We start from the raw sequence: 23,197 nt of genomic DNA, 5'->3' as shown, positions 1-23,197 counted from the left end.
CTTTAGAATGCTCCGTCGATCTGGCTTCCCTTGCCCGGGCCTCGGATTCCGGGCGGGCGTCGCCCGCCCGTGCCAAGCTGGTAGGATGATGTCATGAATCTACACGAACTGATCGCTGCCATGGCAAGTTTTGAAGACCGTGGGGAACTAGCGAAGCTTGACGAAATTGGCCTGCCACCCGGCAATGCGGTCCAATGGTTGTTTGGGCTGACGGCGGGATTGTATTTTGGTGATGGCGAAACTCTGCGTACACGCCAAGCGATGCTGGACCTGACCATACGTTACTACGACCTCGCTAAAGGCAACACGAATTTGCTGTCCTTTAACGAGCGAGTGCGTCGGATCTCGTCGCGGGAAGAGGTTGCACAAAGTCTGTCACAAGATGAGTATTTTGACGAGAGGAAGACCGCAAGCTTCTATATCAGGCACATGCCAAAACAGGCGTTGCGTTCGACAGATCCGGTTCGCGACTACTTCACTGCCCTTCTTCCGGGTATCGGCTACCGCGGCGGTAATGGGCGGCTGATGTATCAGACGCGCCTATCGGAATTATCAAGCAATTCAACCGGCGTCGTCCGCCTCTTCGTTGACGCCTGCCGTTATCTTCGGGTTTTTTATGCTGTTTCGGGCATGTCGCTGTTTTTCTATTCCTATGCCACGGGTGCGACTGAAAAGGCATATCCTCTGTTCCGTCGGTTTCCTGGCCTGCTCTACGAAGATGGGAGCAATTTTACGCTGGAAATATTACACCGCACCGATGTGATCCGTGACGTGAACTGGCTTACCACCGTCAACGATGACCTGCTCAAGCGCGTCGGTGGCCTTGAGAAGGCGAAAGAAGCACTCGGAAGCGAAGTCGTTCTCCATCCCTACGAGGGTGGCGTGGTTTTCCAAGCCGGGGAACTGCCTATGCTCGGTGACTTGAATAAGGGGCGGGTGCCCTCGGCGTACCGAGCGGTCAACGATTTCCTCAAACCCTTGCGCTACGAGAACTGGGATTATCCCTATCTGCGAGCGCCCTACGATATCGACGAGATGGAGTATACGCGATGGTGGACACGTCGATTTGACGATGGTGAACGTTAAGCTCGGCCAGCCTCGTGAATTTAAACGAACACATTGCCACGATGGCCATCCTCGGCGCGCATGCCGCAAAGATCGTGAAAGCGAGTTATAGATTGGCTGTGGGTGCGGTGGCCGACATTGTCATTCTCGACGCAATCGATCACCGCTCCGCCATCCGGTCAGGAGCGCTGACCCGGGCTGGTTGGAAAGCAGGACGCAAAACATCCTTCCTGTCGTTCACGGCTCAGCTTGCTTTCGCAAATCCCGCATCGCCAGCCAGAATACGGTCAAGCGCAGCTGTAAAGCGATCGACCTCTTCCAGCGTGTTGTAATGCACCATGGAAACCCGCAGCATGCCGCCATGGTCGGTGAGTTCGAGATATTCGGCAAGCCGTCTCGAATGGAAATCCCCGAAACGCATGGCGATGTTCTCGCCATCCATTGCCTTGCAGAGATCGCCAGCTTCACGGCCATCGAAGCGGAAGGCAATCGTCGGCACGCGCGTTTCATCATGGTTGGTGGTCTGCCCAACGATCCGGCAGTCGTTGCGGGAGCGCAGGTAGCTTAGCAGGCGTTCGGTCAGGAGGTTCTCCTGTGCCGTGATGGCTGCAAAGGCCGCCTCGATTTTCTGGCGAACCGTCCCCGTCTCGCCCGCCTGCTCGCCGAGTGCGGTCAGATAATCGACGATACCGCAGGTGGAATAGGCCAGCTCATAGTTCGGGTTGCCCGGCTCCAGCTTACCCGGCACTTTGTCCTTGCCGTAGAAATAATGGTAGAGCGTGTCGAGCTCGAGCAACAGATCGTATTTGCCATACATCAGTGCATAATGCGGGCCATAGGTCTTGTAGAGGCTGAAGACGTAATAATCGACGTCAAACGCCTGCACATCGACGGCGCGGTGCGGGGCATAGGCTACGGCATCGACACAAATCTTCGCGCCGCGCGCATGCACGAAGTCGGCGATCTCTCTGATAGGGTTGATCGAGCCGAGAATGTTGGAGACATGGGTGACGCAGACCATCTTGGTGCGTTCGCTCATCAGTGGTGCGAGATCGGCCAGATCGAGCGTCAGTGTTTCCTTGTTCAGTGGCCAGAATTTGAGCGTGACGCCCGCATCCTGCAAACGGTCCCAAGGACCGATGTTGGATTCGTGGTCGCTGACGGTGACAATGATTTCATCGCCCGCAGACAATTGACTCTGCATGGCGCGGGCAAGGTTTTGCAAGAGGGCCGTGGTGGAGTTACCGAAAACGATTTCTTCCGGTCTCGACGCGTTGACGAGATGCATGGCCGCAGTGCGCGCCTCATAAAGCGCATTGGCTGCACTTTGGGAAACCGCGTAGGAGCCGCCGATCTGCACGTTTTTTTCGATCAGAAACGTATTGATGCGCTCCAGCGCGCCTTTCAGAATTTGCGAGCCGCCAGCATTGTCGAAGAAAGTCCAGCCGCGGGACAGGCCTGGGAACTGGCTGCGCACATAATCGAGGTTAAGCGGTGAAGGGGTGGTCATTCCTGGTGTCTCCCGAATGGTCTTTTATTCAATGGTTGAGGACGGCGCGAAGGAAGCTGCGTGTCCTTGCCTCTTGTGGATTGTCGAAAATGTCTGAAGGCGTGCCGGATTCGACCAATCTGCCGCCGTCCATGAAGATGACGCGGTCCGCGACCTGACGGGCAAAGCCCATCTCGTGCGTGACGATCACCATGGTCACGCCGGTGCCAGCCAGCTTGCGCATCACATCTAGCACTTCGCCGACCATTTCAGGATCGAGCGCCGATGTCGGCTCATCGAACAGCAGAACACGCGGCTCCATGGCAAGCGCTCGGGCAATGGCCACACGCTGCTGCTGGCCGCCTGAGAGCTGGCCGGGAAATTTTTCCGCCTGCTCGGAAATGCCGACACGGGCCAGAAGCTCGCGCGCCTTACGTTCGGCTTCCGCTTCCGGCGTCTTTCGCACCCGCATTGGGGCAATCATCACGTTTCTGAGAACGGTCATGTGCGGAAACAGATTAAACGACTGAAACACCATGCCCACTTCGGCGCGCACCTTGGCAAGCGCCGGACCGGGGGCAACGCGAATGCCATCCACGGTTATGGTACTGTCAGGCGAAAAGGCTTCCAGATGGTTGATGCAGCGGATGAGCGTCGATTTGCCCGACCCGGAAGGACCGATGACGCAGACGACCTCACCTTCGGCCACATCGAGATCGATTGCATGCAGCACGGTGAAGGTGCCATAGGCCTTGGTCAGCCCACGAATGGAAATCAGAGGGGATGCGGTCTTTTCCATCAACGTTTCCCCCGACTGAAGTGTTTTTCAAGGCGTGCGACGACAGCAACCATTGGCCAGAGCAGCGCGATATAGATGAGCGCAGCACCGATTAGCGGCGTGGGGTTTGCGTTCAGCGCCTGCGCTTGCGTCGCCTGTTTCAACAGGTCCGGCATGGCAACGACCGAAGCGAGAGCGGTGTCCTTCATGACGTTGATGCAATTGTTGGTGAGCGGCGGAATGACGATGCGGATGGCCTGCGGTAGGATGATATCGACCATCGTGTTCCGGTTGGAGAGACCAAGCGCAGCGGATGCCTCGAACTGCCCATGCGGCACGGCTTCGATGCCCGCACGAAAGATTTCGGCGGTATAGGCGGCGGAGACCAACGAGAGTGCGGTAACGGCAGACAGAAAGGGCGACAATCGGATGCCGACGAAGGGCAGCGCGTAGTAGACGACGATCAACAGCACGAGCAGCGGGATCGACCGGAAAATGTCGATGTAACCACGGATCAACAGCTTGAAGAAAGCCGGGGCATAAAGGCGTGCCACCGCCAGAAAAAGACCGCCAATCAGGCCGCAAAGTATGCTGGTGATGCCGATCTGGATGGTGACGACCAGACCCCATAACAGCTGCGGCAGGCTGTTGAGAAACACGGGAACATTGAAGAAGGTATTGATGAGGTTCATGCCGGAGTGGCTCCCTTGGCAGTCTGGCGGGACACGATTGGTCCCGCCAGATGCGGTTCAAGCCTTACTTGGCCTTCGGCATGTCGAGCACGGCAACCGTAGAGGTCGTGTCCTCGGCTTTTGCGCCGAACCATGTCTCATGCAGCTTGGCGATGAAGCCTTCGCCCTTCAGCGTGGTGATAACCTTGTTCACCTCGGTTGCGAGTGGATCGCCCTTGTTGAACATGATCGAGTATTTCTCACCCGTCGGAATGCGCTCGACCACCTTGAGCTCCGGCTTGTCCTTGGCGTAATACAGAAGGGCCGGAATGTCCGAGATATAACCATCGATGCGACCGGCCACGAGATCGAGCATGGCGGGCTGCAAGCCTTCGAACTTTCGGATTTCGCCGAGCTTGTATTCGCCCTTATGGGCTTCGGCCCACATATCGCCGGTCGATCCCGTATCGACGCCGACGACCTTGTCGCTCATGCCCTTCAGACCTGTGATGCCGGAAGCGGCCGTGACCGTCAAAGACTGGTCGCTATCGTAATAGGGCTGCGCGAAGGTGACAGACGCCAGGCGCTTTTCGGTGATGGTGATCGAGGAAATGGCCATGTTGATGCGGCCAGACTGCACGGCGGGGAACAGGCCGTTGAACGGCGTGTTGACGAATTCCACCGACTTGCCGAGGCGCTTGGCGATTTCGTTGACGAGGTCGACTTCGAAGCCGGTGACCTTGCCGCTGGCATCTTCGAACTCCCATGGAACGTTGCCGATATTGGCGCCGACCGTCAGATCGGCGGCCTGAACGTTGAACACGCCGAGTGCTGAGACCAGCCCGGCAAGAAATGTGCTTTTGATGCGCGAAACGTGAAGCATGCGAGAACCCCTTGTTTTATGTTTTAAGCCAATCTACGTTGGTCTAACTGGTCAGACCAGTCCGACCAAACAAGCACGCGCTTTTATGCTTTGCAAGATGTTACTTAAAAAATATATCGGAACAGCCGGGGGCGGCTTTCAGGGAACAGGGATCGAATGCTCAACAAAACGCTTGTGCCACAATCGGTTGCCCGCGAAATCCAGGCCATGATCCAGGCCGGGCAATTGAAGGCCGGCGAGAAAATCCCGTCGCAGCGCGAGTTCTCCCAAAAATTCGGCATCAGCCGCGCATCACTACGCGAAGCTTTGCTGACGCTCGAGACATTGGGTCTGCTGAAAACGGAAGCCGGGCGCGGGACATTCGTGGCCGCTGGTGAGGCGGCGGCTGGCCAATCGGGCATGGCGCCGTGGCGCTACTCCGAAAGCTATTCCGTCTTCGATGTTTTCCAGACCCGCATCCTTTTGGAGGGCGAAATTGCAAGGCTTTCCGCTGGACGGCTGTCTCAGACACAGCTGGAAAAGATGGAAAAGGCGACCAAGACGATGGAGGATTGCTGGGCCAATCAGGACCTGCTCGCCAATGTCGATGCTGATTTGGAATTTCATGGCACCATCGTGTCTGCCTGCTCCAACACCATGCTGAAAGCGCTTTACCAGACAGTTCGGGATCAGGTCACCGAGACCCAACGCCAGCCCATTCCCATCACCGACCCGGAACGGATGCGGCAATCTATTGCAGAGCACCGCCGCATCATAGCTGCGCTGAGAGCAAACGATGGCGCTTTGGCCCGCAGCGAAATGGAAGCGCATATTCGCAACACGGCACGGTGCGCAGGTTTGCAGCCATAGGCGAGAGATAAAGATCGATAAGATGGTTCACGACTACGCCATTACTCTCGTGCGGTAGCGTTATACGGATTCCGGACCGACCTTGGCGACCGAGAAGCGCACGATTCAATTACCGCGCACCGCCAATCAAGGGCGCGGGATCTTTGATGTCGTCGAGAGGCCCTTCCAATGCTGTGCGCGGAGGAATGAGCTGTGGTTCGATAATCGTAACCGTGGGACGCGCTGGCGGTTCTTCCAACAGGTCAAATCCGCGCTCCAGCATTTGGGAGATATCCGGCTTGATCATGTAGACCGGAAACGGAAGAAACGAGGCGAAGGGATCGTAATCGAAACAGCCGACGACGATATCGCCGAAGGTTTCCCCGTCATGCCGTCCCATGAAGCGAAGTAGGCCTTCGAAATTGATGGAAGAGTTGACGAAGAAGCAGCGCGGCAGGCGGCCTTTACGGTCAAAGAAACGCTCGAAGGCGAGTTCCGTCATGCGCGGCGAATAGCCCGTGATTTCGATATCGTCGCTGCTTTCAATCCCAAAATAACTGTTTTTCACAGCGTGGAAACCGGCAATGCGGTCACGGCTGGCATGGTCGTCATGACCGCCGAAAAGAATGACGTCTTCCGGGCTGAGAGCCCCGTTTCGGGCGGCGTGCGCAAGAATTGCGGACGTCAGGACCTCTGCACCGTGCCTGTTATCCGAAATGACCGACGATGCCAGCTTGCCGGGCAGGTCGATGTTGACATGCGGTAACGCAGCCCGGGCACAGACCTGATGAACGCCATCGGGGTCGGTCACGCCTGCTATAAACAGGGCGTCGATGGAATAGGCGATCAGCGTCTCGACGGTTCGACGTTCCTCTTCGGGATCGCGCCGACCGGAAACGACCATGGGGGAAAGCCCGCGCAGACGCGCCTGCGCCTCGAACGTCTGCGCCATGGACGAAAAGAACCTGTTGTCATAGACCGGCACCAGCAACCCGACGAGGCCGGATTTCGAGCTTCTCAGGCCACGCGCCTGAAGATTGGTCGTATAGCGCTGTGCCTTGGCCAGCGACAGGATCTTGTCCGCTGTTTCCTCTGAAATCCGCCGTTTGCGCCACGAACCGTTCAACACGGCACTCACGGTCGATGCCGATGCGCCTGACAGAACGGACAGGTCATAGATGGTGGCTTTCTTGGCGTTCGGCTCCGTCATTTTTGTCTCCCCTACTGATTCCCACTATAGGAGCAGTTGGCCTCTTGACGAAAGAGTGCGTCATGTTATGTTCATTGCACCATCGATTGTGCAAATAAGCAATATCGATTGTGCGATGATGGTTGCTATGGGAGTGGCAAGGAAGCGTCTCGAATGGGCGAGATGAGAGATTTTGCGCGCGGAGCACGAAAAGACCGCTGACAAAACCAATTGCCGAGTGTCTGGAGGAGGAACATCCATGAAGAAAATAATCGCAGCCCTTGGTCTGTCGCTTGCGCTGCTGTCATCCACGGCCTTCGCCGAGGGTCCGAAGGTGGGCGTCGTCGTCAAGATCGGCGGCATTCCCTGGTTCAATGCCATGGAAGCTGGCATCAAGGAGCAGAGCACCAAGCTTGGCGTCAACGGCTTCATGGTCGGCCCGACCAGCGCCGATCCTGCCTTGCAGGTCCGCGCCATCGAAGACCTGATCGCACAGAAAGTCGATTTCATCGGTGTCGTGCCGAACGACGCCAAAGTGCTGGAGCCGGTTCTGAAAAAGGCGCAGGCCGCTGGCATCAAGGTCATCACCCATGAATCGCCCAAGCAGCTTGGCGCCGACTGGGATTTCGAACTGGCATCCGCAAAAGGTTTCGGTGAAGCCCACGGTAAGCTTCTGGCCGAAAAGATGGGCGGCAAGGGCTCCTATGCCGTGTTCGTCGGCTCTCTGACCGTTCCGCTTCACAACGCCTGGGCCGATGCGGCCATTGCCTATATCAAGGCGAATTACCCGGATATGAAACTCGTCGGTGACCGCTACGGCGTTGCCGAAGACCTCGACAAGAGCCGCTCCACAGCGCTCGATCTCATGTCGGCAAACCCTGATCTGCACGGCTTCCTGGCCTTCGGTTCGCAAGGCCCCATCGGTGCTGGCCGCGCCGTCGAAGAGCGCCGCAAGGACGGCAAGGTCTTCGTCATCGGGCCATTCTCCCCGGGACAGGGTGCCAAGCTGATCAAGTCAAGTGCGCTGACCGGCGGCTTCATGTGGAACCCGAAGCTGGCGGGTGAGGTCTTCATCACGCTTGCAGACCGCATTGCCAAGGGTCAGGTTCCGAAAGCCGGTGACAATATCGAAGGTCTCGGCACCATCACCCCCGAAGGCAACACGATTATCGTCGACCAGCTCCTGAAAATCGATAAGGACAGTATCGACAAACTCGTTTCCATGGGCCTCTAATCCTCCCCAAGGCCAAGGCGTCGCGTGAACGCAAATGTCACGCGACGCCGGTTCCTAACTGAAATGCTGGTTTTATGGCGTCCGCAACATATGCGTGGCGACCGGAGAGATATGCGATTATGAGCGAAGAACCGCTCCTGTCCCTCAAGAACATCAAAGTCACTTTCGGCGGCGTGCGCGCCCTGAAGAGCGTGTCCTTCGAGGTCAATCCTGGAGAAGTCCATTGCCTTGCCGGAGAAAACGGATGTGGCAAGAGCACCCTGATCAAGGTGATCACCGGTGTCTACAAGCCCGAAGACGGTGCCGAGCTGTCCTTTGCAGGTGAGCCGATTGCCGCCATGACACCGGCGCTCGCCCAGTCGCTTGGCATTCAGGTGATCTGGCAGGATCTGGCTCTATTCGACGAGATGAGTGTTGCCGAAAACATCGGCTTTCAGCACGCCGTGAAGGGCAGATACGGACTGGTCGACAAGCGCGCTATCGAGAAATCCGCCGAGGCAGCACTGGCGCGGCTCGGTGTCGAGATCGACATTCACAGACCCCTCAAGGAACTGCCCATCGCCCAACGCCAGATCGTTGCCATTGCGCGTGCTCTGGTCGGCGATGCGCGCATCGTTTTCATGGATGAGCCTACCGCCTCGCTGACGCAATCGGAAGCAGATTACCTGATCGACATCGTTCGCAACCTCTCGGCATCCGGTATCGCCGTGGTGTTCGTTTCTTACCGCCTGGCCGAAGTGCTGGAAATTTCGCACCGGATTACCGTGCTGCGCGATGGCGCGCTAGTCGGTGTCTTCCCCGTTGAAGGCATGACCCAGTCTCGCGTGACCGAACTGATGACCGGTCGTAATTTCGATAACGCCGTCATTGCGGGCGATCATGACGATCAGCCTGTCGTGCTGTCCGTGCGTGGACTGACCCGCGAAGGTGAGTTTCAGGATGTCTCATTCGATCTGCGCCGAGGCGAGACGCTCGGCATAACAGGACTTCTGGGGGCTGGCCGCACCGAGCTTGCCCTGACGCTGTTCGGCATGCTCCAGCCGCAGTCCGGTGAAATTATCATTGAAGGTGAAAAGACGCATTTCCGCTCGAACCGCGATGCGATCCGCGCTGGCGTTGCCTATCTTTCCGAAGACCGGCTGTCGCTCGGATTGAACCAGCCGCAATCCATTGCCGATAATCTGGTCATGGCATCGCTCGACCGATTGCTGAACCACGGTCTCATCTCGCCGTCGAAAAAGGAAAGCGTCGTTTCGAACTGGATTTCCGCGCTCGGCGTCAAGATCGGCCTGCCGGACGATCCCATTCGAACGCTATCAGGCGGAAACCAGCAGCGCATCGCCATTGCCAAATGGCTCGCGATTGGACCGAAAATCCTCATCCTCGATGCTCCGACAGTGGGGGTCGATGTCGGTGCCCGCGCCGGTATCTTCGAGATCGTTCGGAAACTGGCAGCGGATGGCCTCTCCATCATCGTGATTTCCGATGAGCCGCCGGAAGTCTATTTCAACACCGACCGCGTGATCCACATGGTGGAGGGTCGGTTCCACGCGACCTACGATCCGCGTGAGGTGTCGCTGACCAGACTGGAGTCTGCCATCTATGCGTAGGCTAATTCTTGGAAATACCACCGAGTTCACCCTTTTCATGGTGATGATCCTTCTGTGCGCCGGGCTTTCGTTTGGCACGGACCGGTTCCTGACCATATCGAACGCGTTCGACGTGCTGAACGTCTCTGCCGTCAACATTATATTTGCCGTCGGGCTGCTGGTCGTGCTCATATCCGGCGGTATCGACATCTCCTTTGCGGTCGCGGCGTCCGTCGTGCAGTATGTCACGGTTCTGGCGCTCACGGCGCTCGGCGGCGGCAACTGGGCGGAAGGGTTCATCATTGCCGGTGCCGTTGGCATCGGGTTGGGACTGATCAACGCGCTTCTGGTCTGGCGCTTCCGCATCATCTCGATTGTCGCCACTATCTCGACCTTCAACATCTTCTTCGGCCTGTTGATGTTTTTCACCAAGGGCGTGTCGATCTACAATCTGCCGGATTGGCTTTCCAACCGTGTCGTCTTTTACGAACGCGAGATGCCGGATGGCTCCTGGGTGGAACTGACCTTACCTGTCGTGGTGATGATCCTCTGCTGCGTGGCCACATGGTTCATGATTTCGCGCACCACTATCGGACGGCAACTCTACGCCTTCGGCGATAATCCCGAGGGTGCGCGCCGCTTCGGTATCAACATTGGCGCCATGCACTACATCTCCTTTGGCTGGCTGGGGCTTATGGCCGGAATTGCCGGGCTGATGCAGGCGCATTATGCGCAGGAAGTGGTGCCCAACGCTCTCTATGGACGTGAACTCGATGTCCTCGCAGCAACCGTGCTTGGCGGCGCGCGACTGGGTGGCGGCAAGGGCTCTGTCCTTGGCTGTGTTCTTGGTGTGCTGATGGTCTCGATTACGCAAAACGGCCTCAACCTGATGGGCGTCTCGCCCTTCGCCTTCAAGATGATCGTCGGCGCGATCATCCTCGTTGCAATCACGCTCTCTTCAACAAGGTTGGACAAGCTTTTACCAGCCAGCTTGAAGGGCTCTTCCAGAAAAGGGAGCAAGCGTTGATGAAGTCCTTCGTTCAAAAATTCAATGCAACCTTCGGCGCCGATATGGCAGGCCCTTGCATCGCCTTCGTTGCGGTCATGCTCGTCTTCGGATTGCTGGCAGATAACTTCCTCTCGCTAGGAACGTTCGGTTCGGTTGCCTTCCAGTTGCCAGAGCTTGGCCTTCTGACACTGGCTATGCTGTTGCCGCTCTTGACCGGCGGGATCAACCTCTCCGCCACCTTTGCTGCCAACCTTTCCGGGCTCGCTGCCGCATGGGTGTTGCAGGCCTATGGTGGCGTCGATGCTCCGCCAGCAACGTTCTATCTGTCCTGCGTGGCAGCTCTTGCAACGGGTGGTGCCGCCGGTGCCCTGACCGGTGCGGCGATTGCCTACACACGTGCCCATCCCATTCTGATCACGCTATCGATGATGATTTTTCTGCGCGGTCTCGGCGAATTTCTAACGCGCGGCGGCGATGTCTCCGGCTTTCCCGCCTATGTCGCACCGATCGGCCATGGCTCGGTTCTCGGCCTGCCGATCCCGCTTCTGATCTTCATCGTCTGCGTTGCTCTCTGGCACGTGCTGCTGACACGCACCAAGCTTGGTTTCGGCCTGCTGATGATCGGTTCGAACATGGAATCGGCCCGCTATTCCGGCCTCAACACCCGCAGGATCGTCGTCCTCGTCTACACGCTGTCCGGCCTCATGTGCGCAGTCGCCGGTATCATCATGCTGGCGCGCTTTAACTCAGTGCGTGTCGGCCACGGCGAATCCTATCTGTTGATCACAGTGCTGGCGGCGTTTCTGGGCGGCATCAACCCGTTCGGCGGTTTTGGCCGGGTCCTGCCGGTGTTTGTCGCGCTGATCGTGTTGCAGCTTCTGTCATCCGGGCTGAACCTCATGGGTGCCAACCAGCATCTGGCGACGGCGCTCTGGGGTGTGCTGATGATTGTCGTCATGGCGGCACGCACACTGGTTTCCAACTATTTCGCATCGCGCAGAAAGAAGGCATGACGTGCAAGGTTTTGGTGTTCACGCAATGATGTGGTCGACGGTGTGGGACCACGCCGGTGCAGAGCGGGCCATTGCTGGCGCTGCGCGCTACGGCCAAGATTTCATCGAGATACCGCTGATCGACATTGCCTCGGTCGATACGAAACACAGCCGTGCCTTGCTGGAAAAGCATGGTCTGCGGGCGACCTGCTCGCTGGTGCTGCCGGAACCTGCATGGGCATCGGTTCGCCCCGATGCAGCGATAGAGCATCTCAAATCGGCGCTCGACAAGGCATCCGAAATGGGTGCCGAGGCGCTGACCGGCGTGACCTTCGGCGGTACGAACGAACGCACCGGTGTCCTGCCGACGCAAGGCGAATACGATAACCTCACCCGCGCGCTGGGTGGCGCTGCAAAACACGCCAAAGAGCTTGGCCTGCAATTCGGTATCGAAGCGGTGAACCGCTATGAAAACCATCTGATCAATTCCGCAGAGCAGGCGGTCGCGTTGGTCGAGCGCATCGGTATGGACAATGTCTTCGTTCATCTCGACACGTTTCACATGAACATGGAAGAAAAGGGCATGGGCAACGGCATCATCGCTGCCCGCGATCACCTCAAATACATGCACATGTCGGAAAGCGACCGAGGTACGCCGGGCTTTGGCAATGTGGCCTGGAATGAAGTCTTTGCAGCGCTGTCTGCCATCGGCTTCAAAGGTCTGCTGGTGCTTGAAAGCTTTGCAGGCATGCCGGTCGAAATGGCAGGTGCAATCTCGACATGGCGACCCGTTGCCCGCAGCGCCGAAGAGGTGCTGGAAAAGGGACTGCCATTCCTGCGAGACAAGGCAGACCAGTACCGGCTTTTCTGACCCTCCATTTGCCCGGACGTCCACATCTCCATTCATCTAACGAGAAGCAACTTGAGTACAATCGACGACAATGCGCACCAGATTGCCGCACTGACCCTAAAGCGTTTCAAGCAGGAAAACGGGCGGCGGGTCATGATCGCCATTGCCGGTGCGCCCGGCTCCGGCAAATCGACCATCGCCGAGCGTGTGGTTGCGATGCTCAATGACGGGGCCGGTCTGCGCGCCGCACTGTTCCCCATGGATGGCTACCATTATGACGACGCGGTGCTGGACGAGATGCATCGCCGAAAATTCAAAGGCGCCATCGATACGTTCGACGTCCATGGCCTGCGACACATGCTGGAGCGGCTGAAACGTAACGAGGACGATGTCGTTGCCGTGCCGGTGTTTGACCGCGCCATCGAAATTGCGCGCGCAGGCGGGCGTCTGATCCCGCAATCCGTCGATATCATCGTATGCGAAGGAAATTATCTCCTCGCAAGCCAGTCGCCCTGGAACCGTTTGAAGCCGATCTTCGATCTCAGCGTTTTCGTTGATGTCGATGAAGACGATCTGCGCCAGCGTCTTCGGGAACGCTGGCAGAATTTCGATCTGGATGACGCCGAAATTACCCGCAAGGTCGAGGAAAACGACCTTCCGAACGGGCTTCTGGTCGCGTCAACGAGCCTGGAGCCCGATCTTCGGGTCAAAAATCCGGGCACATCCGCAACATTTGCCAATACACACATCGATTGAGAGAGGCACAGATGAAACACGGTATTTATTACTCCTACTGGGAACATGAGTGGAGCGCCAAATTCGGCCCCTACATCGAAAAGGTCGCCAAGCTTGGTTTCGATGTCATCGAGGTCGCGGCCCACCACATCAACGACTATAGCGACGCGGACCTCGCCACGATCAAGCAGAGCGCAAGGGACAATGGCATCATCCTGACAGCCGGGATTGGTCCGTCCAAGGCAAAGAACCTGTCATCGCCTGATGCCGCCGTACGCGAAGCAGGCAAGGCATTCTTCGAGAAGACGCTGACGAATGTCGCAAAGCTCGACATCAAAACCATCGGCGGTGCGCTTCACTCCTACTGGCCGGTCGATTATTCGCAGCCGGTGGACAAGGAAGGCGACCGCGCGCGCGGCGTGGAAGGCATTCACGGCATCGCCGATTTTGCCAATAATCTCGGCATCAATCTGTGCATCGAAGTTCTCAACCGCTTTGAAAACCACGTGCTCAACACGGCAGCCGAAGGCGTGGCCTTCGTGACCGAGGTTGGCAAGCCGAATGTGAAGGTGATGCTCGACACGTTCCACATGAACATCGAGGAAGACAGCTTCGGCGATGCGATCCGCACCGCAGGCCCGCTGCTTGGCCATTTCCACACCGGCGAAAGCAATCGCCGCGTGCCGGGAAAAGGCCGGATGCCCTGGCATGAGATCGGCGCAGCACTGCGCGAAATCAACTATGACGGTGTGGTCGTCATGGAGCCCTTCGTGAAAACAGGCGGAACCATCGGCTCTGATATCAGGGTCTGGAGAGACCTGAGCGAAGGCGCGGACGTGGCGAAGATGGATGAGGATGCGCGAAACTCCCTCGCATTTTCCCGCTTCATTCTGGGTTGAAAGCACACCCTATGTCGCAGCTCGCAACTTATGAAGTTGCGAGCTGCGAGTCAGCAAAAATATCTGGCATTGCTCCTGTTCACAGACAGACAAACGCCGTTCAGATTTTCCGCATCCTCATTACGTTCACTGTAGCGATCGGTCAGGTAGGCCGAGGCATCGCGGGTGAGCATCGTGAACTTGATCAGCTCCTCGCACACATCAACGACGCGGTCCTTTATCACGGCTTCAAGCAGATGGTCGTTGGTCAGGTCGGGTTATCGTGTCCAAGATCCGCATAGAGCGTATCCTTGTCGCGGAGCGCCTCGCGCACGGTCAAACCCCCATCGGCGATTGCAGATACTCGATGACCTTCGGCTCGGCACCGGCATTGCGGATGAGCGCGAGGGTATCGTGCGAGGTGCCTCAGGCAAGATTACGGTAGATCGTGACATCCGTGGTCAGACTTTCTTGGTGGTGAGATTTTGCACGGCGGTGCCGCGCTCGTACCAGCCACGGCTGCGATTGACGATCCAGACGACAGACAGCATTACCGGGACCTCGATAAGAACACCAACCACGGTGGCCAGTGCTGCACCCGACTTGAAGCCGAACAGGCTGATGGCGGCTGCCACGGCGAGTTCGAAGAAGTTCGAGGCACCAATCAGAGCCGATGGCCCTGCCACGCAGTGCTGTTCGCCGGTCGCGCGGTTGAGCACGTACGCAAGGCCCGAGTTGAAATAGACCTGGATCAGAATCGGCACCGCCAGCAGCGCAATTACACCGGGCTGCGCTATGATCTGATCACCTTGAAATCCGAACAGCAGCACGAGGGTTGCAAGTAAGGCCAGCAGCGAGATCGGCTGCAGCCTGGCGGAAAGCCAGTTAACGTTGGCAAGGCGGCGCAGTATCTGCGCGGCTATGACGGGCAGGATGATGTAAAGTACGACGGACAGGATCAGCGTGTCCCATGGCACCGCGATTGCGGACAGACCCAGCAGAAGACCAACAATCGGCGCAAACGCCACAACCATGATGGCATCATTCAGCGCGACCTGGGACAGCGTGAAGTTCGGCTCACCCTTGGTCAGGTTCGACCAGACAAACACCATCGCGGTGCAGGGTGCGGCGGCGAGGATGATTAAACCAGCGATGTACGAGTCAATCTGGTCATCCGGCAGATAACCACGAAACAGCCAACCAATGAACACCCAGCCAAGCAGCGCCATCGAGAAGGGTTTGATCGCCCAGTTGATGAACAGCGTCACACCGATGCCTCGCCAATGGCGGCCGACCTGATTAAGGGCAGCAAAATCCACCTTCAGCAACATTGGGATGATCATTAACCAGATCAGCACCGCCATCGGCAGGTTGACGTTCGCGACTTCGGTCGAACCGATGGTGTGAAACAGACCAGGGATCATGTGCCCGAGGGCAATCCCCACAATGATGCAGAGAAAAACCCAGAGGGTCAGATAGCGTTCGAAGATCGACATAGTCAGACGACCTCCCGCGTGATGGCTGCACGCTCCGGCGGACAGCACGCCGCCGCTTCCGCGGCTGGCGCGCAGATCTCAGGATGGCCGGCGCAGCAGTCTTCCATCAGGAAGCGCACCAGGCTTGCGAGACCCTCGTAATCGGCGGTGTAGATGATGGAACGGGACTCCCGCTTCTGGGCAATAAGCCCGGCGCGATCGAGTTCCTTAAGGTGAAAGGAAAGATTGGAAGGTGATACTTCCAGCTTCTCCGCAACCGCGCCAGCCGACAACCCATCCAGGCCAGCAACAACGAGCATGCGCACGATCTGCAGGCGAGTTTTCTGAGACAGCGCCCCAAAGGACGCGAGGGCTTGGCGTTCGTTCATATTTCAATAATCCTTTAATTATCGAAATAATTACGTCACGGGACTGGCTTTGGCAAGTGTTCCGTAGATGTGAGTACCGCCGATCCGTGCCCATATAGGATGACTTGACGTCAGCGTTGCCCGGCGGATGTTATGAGTACACCCAATTTTTCGCCCGCAGAGCCATCAAATTAACCAGATCGCGGGTTCTCTGCGGTACCTGCTTGCGATCCAGTTGTACGGCATAGGCAGGCGTTTCCTGCATACGCCAGTCTTTCAAAACCTCGACTGCGCGACCCGAATGGACCTCTTTAGCGCTACACCAAGCCGGCAACCAGCTCATACCAAGCCCTCTCAGCGTCATAGCCCAGGCGACCGTCATGTCCTCGACCACGATCCGGTTTCGCGGAACCATCCTTGTTACAGCGCCCGTTCCCGAATTGTCGCAAAACAGCCATGGTAAGAGTTGCCCGTTTGCCGCATCCCGATACCCGATCTGGTGATGACTTTCGAGATCGGCAGGCGATTTTGGCGTACCCATGAACTCGAGATATTTTGGTGTTGCTGCAAGAACATATGGAAACGTCCCCAGGCGCCTTGCGATCAGCCCCGGCTGTCCAGAGAGGTCTCCGAAGCGGATGGCAACATCTATCCCCTCGGCGGCAAGGTCCAGCCCGGTATCATCAACCTTGATCTCAAGTTCCAGGCTCGGGTTCGCCTTCAGTATAGCTGGAAGCATGGGTGCGATGCAGGCTCTTAAAAATGGTCCGGGAGCGGCAAGGCGGACCCGTCCTGCAGAGCTGCTTGCCGCGGCTTCTCCGATGTCGGCCTCAAGTCGTTCGGCCTGCCGTAACAAGTTGCGCGCGCCATCGAGTAGCTTTTCGCCGTCGTGCGTCAGCGAGATGGCACGGGTCGTCCGGTGAAGCAGCTTCACACCGTGAAGCGCCTCAAACCTGCTTACGGCTTTCGACATTGCGGACGTCGATGTCCCGGCACGCCTTGCGGCTTCCGCGAACGATCCTGCATCTACAATTCTGACGAACTGCAAAAGGTTCAGAAGACTATTGTGAGCGCTTGGTATTGGCATGGTGGCATTATAGCAATGACTTTCGGGTTACTACAACGCCTCGCTTCGTCACGATATCTCAAAGGCCAATGAGCACCAGTGTGCTGTCGCACGTAGTAATCGTCATGACTGCGGCCAACAATCTGCAAGCGATGCTGGACAGGGTCGGAAAGCCAGCTGTCGGCAACCGAGCCATTCTTCATCGGCTCGCAGCACTAGCGGAATGGAGATTTGATTGCATCGAGGCGGATGCCCAACTCGCACTGACCGGCAACTCTTGCTGACATGCCGATGATCTGGAGATTAACCAATGCTGGACCCGAACAGATTCCGAACAAGCTCTCATATAACCGGACGACATCGTACCGCCTGGATCGAATCAGGTCCGGTCGATGGCCCATTGATCTTCTTTCTTCACGGCTGGCCAGAACTTGGGATAGTTTGGCATCGGCAGCTTGAACATTTTGCGCGCCTTGGCTGGCGCGCAGTCGCGCCCGACATGCGTGGCTATGGCGGCTCGTCCGTGCCGACAAATATCTGCAGCTACACGATACGAGAGATCGTTACCGACATGGTCGAGCTTCACGATAATCTCGGAGGAGCGCCAGCGGTATGGGTAGGACACGATTGGGGCGCGCCGATTGCGTGGAGCATGGCAAGTCATCACGAGTACCGCTGCCGCGGCGTCGTCGGTCTCTCGGTCCCTTACATGGCGCGAGGTCATGCATTTGCCAATCTTCTCGGTCTCGTCGATCGTGAGATCTATCCGCAGGCTCGTTATCCCGTCGGGCAATGGGACTATTGGCTGTTCTACCGTGAACAATTCGGCACAGCTGTTGCGCAAATGGAGGCAGATGTCGCCCGGACCCTTTCAGCACTGTATAAACCATCACGACAGGAGGCTTTCGGAAAACCCGCAATCACGAGCGATGTCCGCGCCAGGGGCGGCTGGTTCGGAACCGAACCGCTTCCACCTGCCGATCCGTCGTCGTCGGTCCTGACAGATTACGAATTTTCGGCTCTTGTTTCCGCATTCATTCACACAGGGTTCTCCGGCGCAAATGCCTGGTACATGAATGACACAGCAAATATGATGTTCGCCGACGAGGCCCCACACTTCGGACGAATTTCACGACCGGCGCTATTCCTCCACGGTGAGTGGGATGCCGTCTGTCAGACCGTAAGGGGCCGTCTTGCGGATCCTATGAGAGCCGACTGCGCTGACCTGACAGAGGAAGTCATCAAAGCAGGACACATGCTGATGGTCGAACAGCCAGAAGCCGTGAGTGTCGCCATCGAACGCTGGTTATCAGCGAACCATCTCCTTCACCAATGTTCTTGATACCGAGGTGCCATCCTACCTCCCGAGAGGCTCTCCAGGAGTGGCGTACCCCCGAGTAGCACCGTCATCCACGCCCTATGCTCTTCCGTCTTGCTAACGTGTTCCGGTGTCCGAAGCTCGTAGGCGTGCTGCAAGGTGCGGCTCTTATCATCTTGACAGCCAAAGCGATCATATCGCTAGCCGTCAGCTTCTCCCAGGCCGAAATGCGATCGAAGGGTGTTGCCTTCATATTCCGTGCGGAAAAGTCCTCGCTTTTGCAGGATTGGAACGGCTTCTTCGGCAAAGAGTGACAGCTGGCTGTTGATGATCGGGGGCATCACGTTGAAGCCATCGGCTGCACCGCTTCTGAACCAGTCCTCTATAATGTCGGCAATCTGTTCTGGAGTACCAGTTGCGACGAAGTGACCGCGTGCGCCAGCCAGCTTGCGCAACAACTGACGAAGAGTGAGATTTTCCTTTAGCGTCAAATCCACATAACCGACCACGCGGCTCTTCGAAGCCTCTACCGTTTCGGGGTCCGGGAAGTCGTTCCTTGTGAGTGGCCTGTCGAGTGGAATGTGGCTGAAGTCGTGGCCACCAAACCTCGCCGAAAGGCGTGTCAGACCCACGTCGGTACTGGTGAGAGCATCCAGTTCCTCCCAGATATGTTCAGCCTCTTTCGTGGTGGAGCCAATCGCAGCGCTTATACCCGGCAAGACGACAATGTCATCTGCACTGCGGCCGTAGCCAGCAGCGCGGGTTTTGACGTCGGTGTAAAATGCCTTAGCCGACTCTTTTGTCATATGGGCAGTGAAGATTGCTTCTGCCCATCTTGCTGCAAAGCCACGACCCGCATCGGACTGGCCTGCCTGAATGTAGACCGGACGCGATTGCGGGCTTTCCGGCACGTTTAGCGGCCCTGCTGTTCTGTAATGATTGCCAGTGTAGTTTACCGGCACGATCCGGTTGCGGTCGAGATAGCGCCCGCTTTCCCGGTCGTCGAGAACCGCATCTGCGGGAAAGCTCTTCCAGAGCGCGTCGACGGCTTCGACGAATTCTTCCGCCAGTTTGTAGCGGTCTCCATGATCGAGATTTTGCTGGAGACCATAATTGGCACCGGCTTCCGGTGCCCAGGAAGTGACGATGTTCCAGCCAGCGCGACCGTTTGAGAGATGGTCCAGTGTGGCGAACTGTCGGGCAAGCGTGTAGGGAAGACTGTAGGTCGTTGACGCCGTGCCGATGAGTCCGATTTTTTTCGTATGGGCCGCGAGCAGCGAAAGAAGGACGATAGGTTCCAGCGATCCCGATGACGCCAAGCCGCTACTATTACCCGCGGCCAGCGTATCGGCCAGAAACACGGCATCGAACTTCGCCCTCTCGGCAATTGTAGCAGCTTCGACATAGAGATTCAGGTCGGTCAAAGCCTTGTGGTTCGACTTCGGATGTCTCCATGCTCCCTCGTGGTGGCCACGGGACATGAGAAAGAGGTTGAGATGCAACTGTCGCGACATTGTACGCCCTTCAAATGGTATCGGCTTCGACGCCAAGGCTTCTGAGCAGCTTTGTTCTTAGCAAAGAGAGTTCGCCGTGATGCTCGTGGCGCGGATGAGGAAGCGAGATGGCGTGGTCTTCGGCGATGCTGCCGTCTTTCAACACAAGGATACGATCGGACAGAAGCAAGGCCTCGTCCACATCGTGCGTGACGAGGATGATGGTCGGTTTTTGGTGCTGGACGAGACGCATCAGCAGCGCCTGCATTTTTAACCGGGTCAGCGCATCCAGTGCCCCGAAGGGTTCATCGGCCAGCAACAGCTCTGGCGCCCTAAGCAATGATCGCGCCAGAGAAGCCCGTTGTTTTTGTCCGCCCGATAGCGTCGATGGCCAGACGTCTGCCTTGTCACCGATGCCAACGTCCTGCAGCATTTGTTCAGCTGCGGTTCGCGCATCTGGCCGACGAAGGCCAAGAGTGACATTATCGATCACGGTCTTCCAGGGCAGAAGTCGTGAATCCTGAAAAAGCACGGATACGTTTTCCGGGGTGTTGTAATGGCCCTTCGTTTCTGCGTCATCGTCCAGCCCAGCAAGTGCTCGCAGAAGAGTTGTTTTGCCAGAACCGGATTCCCCGAGAAGGGTTACGAACTGCCCAGCAGGGATGTCCAGAGAAATGCGGTCCAGAACTGTCTTGGTCTCAAAACTCCGCGAAAGGTCGCGCAGAACGACGGCATTCTTCACATGCAGGTTCATGATCCCAAGGCCCGTCTGTAGGAAAGCGCACGCGTCTCTATCGCCCTTACGACCGCGTCCGAGGCAAGACCCAAGACGGCGTAGATCATGATGCCGACAACGATGATATCGGTCTGGCCCCAGTCACGCGCCCGATTCATCAAATAGCCTATGCCCGTCTGCGTGTTGACGAGCTCCAGGACCACAAGTGCCGTCCAACAGAGAGCGACCGCAAGACGCAACGACACGAAGAAGCCGGGTAAGGCCCCGGGAAGCGCGACGTGCCTGATAAACTCAAGCCGGCTTAGCCCCAGAGTCCGTGCGAGCTCGACATGACCTATATCGATGCCCCGCAACGCCGCGTGGGTGTTGATGTAAACCGGAACGAGTACGGCGGTGAAGATCAGAAAAACCTTCATGGGCTCGCCAATGCCAAGCCAGATGATGACGAGTGGTATGAGCGCAAGCGTCGGTATAGCCCGTTTGATTTGAACAAGACCATCTATCAAAGCTTCGCCAGTCCGTGTTAGCCCCGACAGCAGCGCCAAAACGACGCCAGCGAAGACGCCCAAAAACAGCCCTGAATAGGCACGGATCGCCGACGCTGCCAAATGAGGCAGGAGAGTGCCGTCGGCAAGCATGTCATAGCCCGTGTGAACGGCAGTCGATGGTGCGGCCAGCGTGCTTGGAGACAAAAGGCCAAACCGGGACGCCGCTTCCCAAGTTGCAAGGAGAATGATCGGCCCGAGTAGCCGCATGCCAACCGGCAGCTTTTCCGGTGTGAGGCGGGCAGCTTTGCGCAGGCCATGAGGCTGCGTGTCTCGTTTGGTGACGCCGGTTGAAAACCGTCCTGAGGTGATGTCTGCCATGAAATCTCCGATCAACGCGACTGCTCAATGGTCTTGTCAAACGTGTCGACAAAGGAGCCCTTGGCATCGAGATGCTCCTTGATCGATCCAGCCTTGTAGAGCGTGTCGATCAGCTTTTGATGGTGAGGAATGGCCTCTACCGAGGTCTGAAATACCAAAGGCGACTGGCCCTTTAGGATCGCTGTAGCGTCTTCAGCGGAAACGCGTTGAAAGTCGGTGTAATAGAATTTTGCCCATTCTGTCTCGTTCTCGTTGCTCCACTCTCCGGCCTTGACGAAGGCTGAAATGAACTGGCGGACAGCTTCCACCTTGTCTGGATCTGCCAGAACTTCCGGGCGCGCATAAAAATAGGACGTGCTCGGCAATAACTTCCGCTCTTCCGGGTCAAGCACCGGGCTCGCGCCGGCTTGCTTCACCAACCGGGTCACGAAAGGCTCTTGGAGAACCGCGACATCGACCGCGCCTGAACGCAAAGCATCTGGCAGATCTGCCACGCGTAAGTTGACCAGTGTGACATCGGTCAGTTTCAAACCAGCCCTATTCAAAGCCTCGATTAGGAATACCTGCCGGCCGGAGCCCTCTACATAGCTGAGTTTTTTACCTTTAAGCTCAGCCAGATTGTTAATCTTAAGGTCCGGACGGCTGGTAAGTCGATACTGCGGAATCTCACGCGTGAAAGTCGCAACGATTGGCAACAGAGTGCCTGAGGCACGTGCCTGAATTGGTGGCGTGTCACCGACATAAGCAATATCAACAGCGCCCGCTCGTATCGCTTCCAAAATGGCGGGGCCACCGGCGAAATTAGGAAACTCGACCTCGAAAGACAGGCTCTTGATTTGTCCGCTGGCGTCCAACAGGTTGTGAACCAGTTCGGCCTGATCGGCGACGATCAGCTTCGAACTTGGACTGGCCGCGTGTGCCGACTGGTAACCGAGTGAAATCGCGGCAATAAGCATCAACATAGATGCTTGCAAGAAAACTCTGTAAAACAAGGAATACTCTCCGCAACTAGCCCGAGACAAAGGGCCGCTAAAATGACGACGTCCCCTCAGTCTAGGCAAAACAGAGTAAAACAATAGAGATAGTTTATGCGGACGAGGCAGAGCGTGAGCATTTCATCCCATGGATTAAAGCATTATTAGATGATTTTTTGCTGGTGGATTTGAATTGAGCCGTGAGCGCTCCAGCAATACGGTGCCAGCCTCACGGAGCGGGCATAGAAGCGAGTTCTCCCGCCGGGTAAGGGCGGGTGAGTTCAATAATAAGTCTGATTAAGCCAGTCGTGAATAGCAAGACACTTGACCACCAGTCAGCATCGCTCATGTCCATATCGATATCGCCAGCATCACAAGACGAAAATCGAAGGCGTTTCATCTTTGGAGACGTCGGTGTTCACGGCCTGTCTTGGTCGAGATACGCGGTGTTTTATAACGGCGCGGGCAAAATTTCGGATGATGGCCTTTAGCCTGCGGATTGGCGCAAACCCATATGACGAGCATCGAGTAACAAGACACGTGCCTCGCTCTGTGCCCGAAACACAAAAGCCGTCCAAAAGGGCGGCATAATTGGAGTAAATTGTTAGAATATTTGGTTGCGGGGGCAGGATTTGAACCTGCGGCCTTCAGGTTATGAGCCTGACGAGCTACCGGGCTGCTCCACCCCGCGTTACCAGCGCAAGTTCTTGG

General features: G+C 57.1%; 22 protein-coding genes, 1 tRNA gene and 1 pseudogene. 10 read left to right on the top strand and 14 right to left on the bottom strand.

Annotated elements, in window-relative coordinates; genetic code table 11:
* Positions 1-93 precede the first annotated feature (93 nt).
* On the top strand, positions 94-1,086 hold the full coding sequence (locus tag ASF29_RS08110; protein ID WP_082453422.1) for a type VI immunity family protein: 993 nt from the start codon (positions 94-96) through the stop codon (positions 1,084-1,086).
* Positions 1,087-1,309: 223 nt separating this feature from the next.
* Here the strand turns inward: ASF29_RS08110 and ASF29_RS08105 are convergent, their stop codons facing one another.
* From ASF29_RS08105 to ASF29_RS08090, 4 genes are all read right to left on the bottom strand, one after another.
* On the bottom strand, positions 1,310-2,575 hold the full coding sequence (locus ASF29_RS08105; RefSeq protein ID WP_062450187.1) for a cysteine desulfurase-like protein: 1,266 nt from the start codon (positions 2,573-2,575) through the stop codon (positions 1,310-1,312).
* Between the two features lie 28 nt (positions 2,576-2,603).
* Positions 2,604-3,353 carry an amino acid ABC transporter ATP-binding protein gene (locus ASF29_RS08100; RefSeq protein WP_062450186.1) on the bottom strand — a complete coding sequence of 250 codons (750 nt, stop codon included), beginning with the start codon at positions 3,351-3,353 and terminating at the stop codon, positions 2,604-2,606.
* Entirely contained in the window at positions 3,353-4,024 is a 672-nt protein-coding gene (locus ASF29_RS08095; protein WP_062450185.1) for an amino acid ABC transporter permease, read from the bottom strand. Before ASF29_RS08095 ends, ASF29_RS08100 begins: the two co-directional genes overlap by 1 nt.
* A gap of 64 nt (positions 4,025-4,088) precedes the next feature.
* On the bottom strand, positions 4,089-4,886 hold the full coding sequence (locus ASF29_RS08090) for an ABC transporter substrate-binding protein (protein ID WP_062450184.1): 798 nt from the start codon (positions 4,884-4,886) through the stop codon (positions 4,089-4,091).
* A gap of 156 nt (positions 4,887-5,042) precedes the next feature.
* Between ASF29_RS08090 and ASF29_RS08085 the strand changes: the two genes are divergently transcribed.
* Positions 5,043-5,735, top strand: a complete 693-nt coding sequence (locus tag ASF29_RS08085) for an FCD domain-containing protein (protein WP_062450183.1) — start codon at positions 5,043-5,045, stop codon at positions 5,733-5,735.
* Positions 5,736-5,844: 109 nt separating this feature from the next.
* Here ASF29_RS08085 and ASF29_RS08080 read toward each other — a convergent pair whose 3' ends face one another.
* Positions 5,845-6,924 carry a LacI family DNA-binding transcriptional regulator gene (locus ASF29_RS08080; RefSeq protein WP_062450182.1) on the bottom strand — a complete coding sequence of 360 codons (1,080 nt, stop codon included), beginning with the start codon at positions 6,922-6,924 and terminating at the stop codon, positions 5,845-5,847.
* Between the two features lie 238 nt (positions 6,925-7,162).
* Between ASF29_RS08080 and ASF29_RS08075 the strand changes: the two genes are divergently transcribed.
* From ASF29_RS08075 to ASF29_RS08045, 7 genes are all read left to right on the top strand, one after another.
* Positions 7,163-8,137 carry a substrate-binding domain-containing protein gene (locus ASF29_RS08075; RefSeq protein WP_062450181.1) on the top strand — a complete coding sequence of 325 codons (975 nt, stop codon included), beginning with the start codon at positions 7,163-7,165 and terminating at the stop codon, positions 8,135-8,137.
* A 119-nt stretch (positions 8,138-8,256) separates the two neighbouring features.
* Complete coding sequence (locus ASF29_RS08070) at positions 8,257-9,747, top strand: sugar ABC transporter ATP-binding protein (RefSeq protein WP_062450180.1); 1,491 nt, start codon at positions 8,257-8,259, stop codon at positions 9,745-9,747.
* The gene (locus tag ASF29_RS08065) at positions 9,740-10,753 is read left to right on the top strand and encodes an ABC transporter permease (protein WP_062450179.1); all 1,014 of its coding nucleotides are present in this window, start codon (positions 9,740-9,742) and stop codon (positions 10,751-10,753) included. The genes ASF29_RS08070 and ASF29_RS08065 overlap by 8 nt, the downstream gene beginning before the upstream one ends.
* On the top strand, positions 10,753-11,748 hold the full coding sequence (locus ASF29_RS08060) for an ABC transporter permease (RefSeq protein ID WP_062450178.1): 996 nt from the start codon (positions 10,753-10,755) through the stop codon (positions 11,746-11,748). Before ASF29_RS08065 ends, ASF29_RS08060 begins: the two co-directional genes overlap by 1 nt.
* Position 11,749: 1 nt before the next feature.
* On the top strand, positions 11,750-12,598 hold the full coding sequence (locus tag ASF29_RS08055; protein ID WP_062450177.1) for a sugar phosphate isomerase/epimerase: 849 nt from the start codon (positions 11,750-11,752) through the stop codon (positions 12,596-12,598).
* A 51-nt stretch (positions 12,599-12,649) separates the two neighbouring features.
* Positions 12,650-13,333 (top strand): nucleoside triphosphate hydrolase, encoded by a 684-nt coding sequence (locus ASF29_RS08050; protein ID WP_062450176.1) that lies wholly within the window; start codon positions 12,650-12,652, stop codon positions 13,331-13,333.
* A gap of 11 nt (positions 13,334-13,344) precedes the next feature.
* Complete coding sequence (locus ASF29_RS08045; RefSeq protein WP_062450175.1) at positions 13,345-14,211, top strand: sugar phosphate isomerase/epimerase family protein; 867 nt, start codon at positions 13,345-13,347, stop codon at positions 14,209-14,211.
* 203 nt (positions 14,212-14,414) lie between these two features.
* Here the strand turns inward: ASF29_RS08045 and ASF29_RS24870 are convergent.
* The 4 genes and pseudogenes from ASF29_RS24870 to ASF29_RS08025 form a co-directional block, all read right to left on the bottom strand.
* A pseudogene (locus ASF29_RS24870) lies at positions 14,415-14,655 on the bottom strand (arsenate reductase (glutaredoxin)); the annotation flags it as partial.
* Complete coding sequence (arsB, locus tag ASF29_RS08035) at positions 14,652-15,686, bottom strand: ACR3 family arsenite efflux transporter (protein WP_062450173.1); 1,035 nt, start codon at positions 15,684-15,686, stop codon at positions 14,652-14,654. The pseudogene ASF29_RS24870 and the gene arsB, both read right to left, overlap by 4 nt.
* Before the next feature lie 2 nt (positions 15,687-15,688).
* Positions 15,689-16,054 (bottom strand): metalloregulator ArsR/SmtB family transcription factor, encoded by a 366-nt coding sequence (locus ASF29_RS08030; protein ID WP_062450172.1) that lies wholly within the window; start codon positions 16,052-16,054, stop codon positions 15,689-15,691.
* A gap of 130 nt (positions 16,055-16,184) precedes the next feature.
* Entirely contained in the window at positions 16,185-17,120 is a 936-nt protein-coding gene (locus ASF29_RS08025) for a LysR family transcriptional regulator (RefSeq protein WP_082453421.1), read from the bottom strand.
* Between the two features lie 379 nt (positions 17,121-17,499).
* Here ASF29_RS08025 and ASF29_RS08015 point away from each other — a divergent pair, with 379 nt between their 5' ends.
* Positions 17,500-18,441: an alpha/beta hydrolase gene (locus ASF29_RS08015; protein WP_200925523.1), complete on the top strand. Its 942-nt coding sequence runs from the start codon at positions 17,500-17,502 to the stop codon at positions 18,439-18,441.
* Positions 18,442-18,617: 176 nt separating this feature from the next.
* Here the strand turns inward: ASF29_RS08015 and ASF29_RS08010 are convergent, their stop codons facing one another.
* The 5 genes from ASF29_RS08010 to ASF29_RS07990 form a co-directional block, all read right to left on the bottom strand.
* Complete coding sequence (locus ASF29_RS08010; RefSeq protein ID WP_062450168.1) at positions 18,618-19,931, bottom strand: LLM class flavin-dependent oxidoreductase; 1,314 nt, start codon at positions 19,929-19,931, stop codon at positions 18,618-18,620.
* A gap of 10 nt (positions 19,932-19,941) precedes the next feature.
* Positions 19,942-20,664, bottom strand: coding sequence for an ABC transporter ATP-binding protein (locus ASF29_RS08005; RefSeq protein ID WP_062450167.1), 723 nt, complete (start codon positions 20,662-20,664; stop codon positions 19,942-19,944).
* A complete protein-coding gene (locus ASF29_RS08000) occupies positions 20,661-21,512 on the bottom strand; it encodes an ABC transporter permease (protein WP_082453430.1) in 852 nt (283 codons plus the stop codon). The genes ASF29_RS08005 and ASF29_RS08000 overlap by 4 nt, the downstream gene beginning before the upstream one ends.
* Positions 21,513-21,523: 11 nt before the next feature.
* Positions 21,524-22,504, bottom strand: coding sequence for an ABC transporter substrate-binding protein (locus ASF29_RS07995; protein WP_244473515.1), 981 nt, complete (start codon positions 22,502-22,504; stop codon positions 21,524-21,526).
* A 596-nt stretch (positions 22,505-23,100) separates the two neighbouring features.
* Positions 23,101-23,177, bottom strand: a tRNA-Met gene (locus tag ASF29_RS07990).
* Between the last annotated feature and the right edge of the window lie 20 nt (positions 23,178-23,197).

The sequence above is a fragment of the Rhizobium sp. Leaf262 genome (assembly GCF_001422245.1).
GTDB lineage: Bacteria > Pseudomonadota > Alphaproteobacteria > Rhizobiales > Rhizobiaceae > Agrobacterium.
The sequence above is the reverse complement of the archived record's forward strand: the minus strand, read 5'-3'. Positions and strand labels throughout refer to the sequence as shown.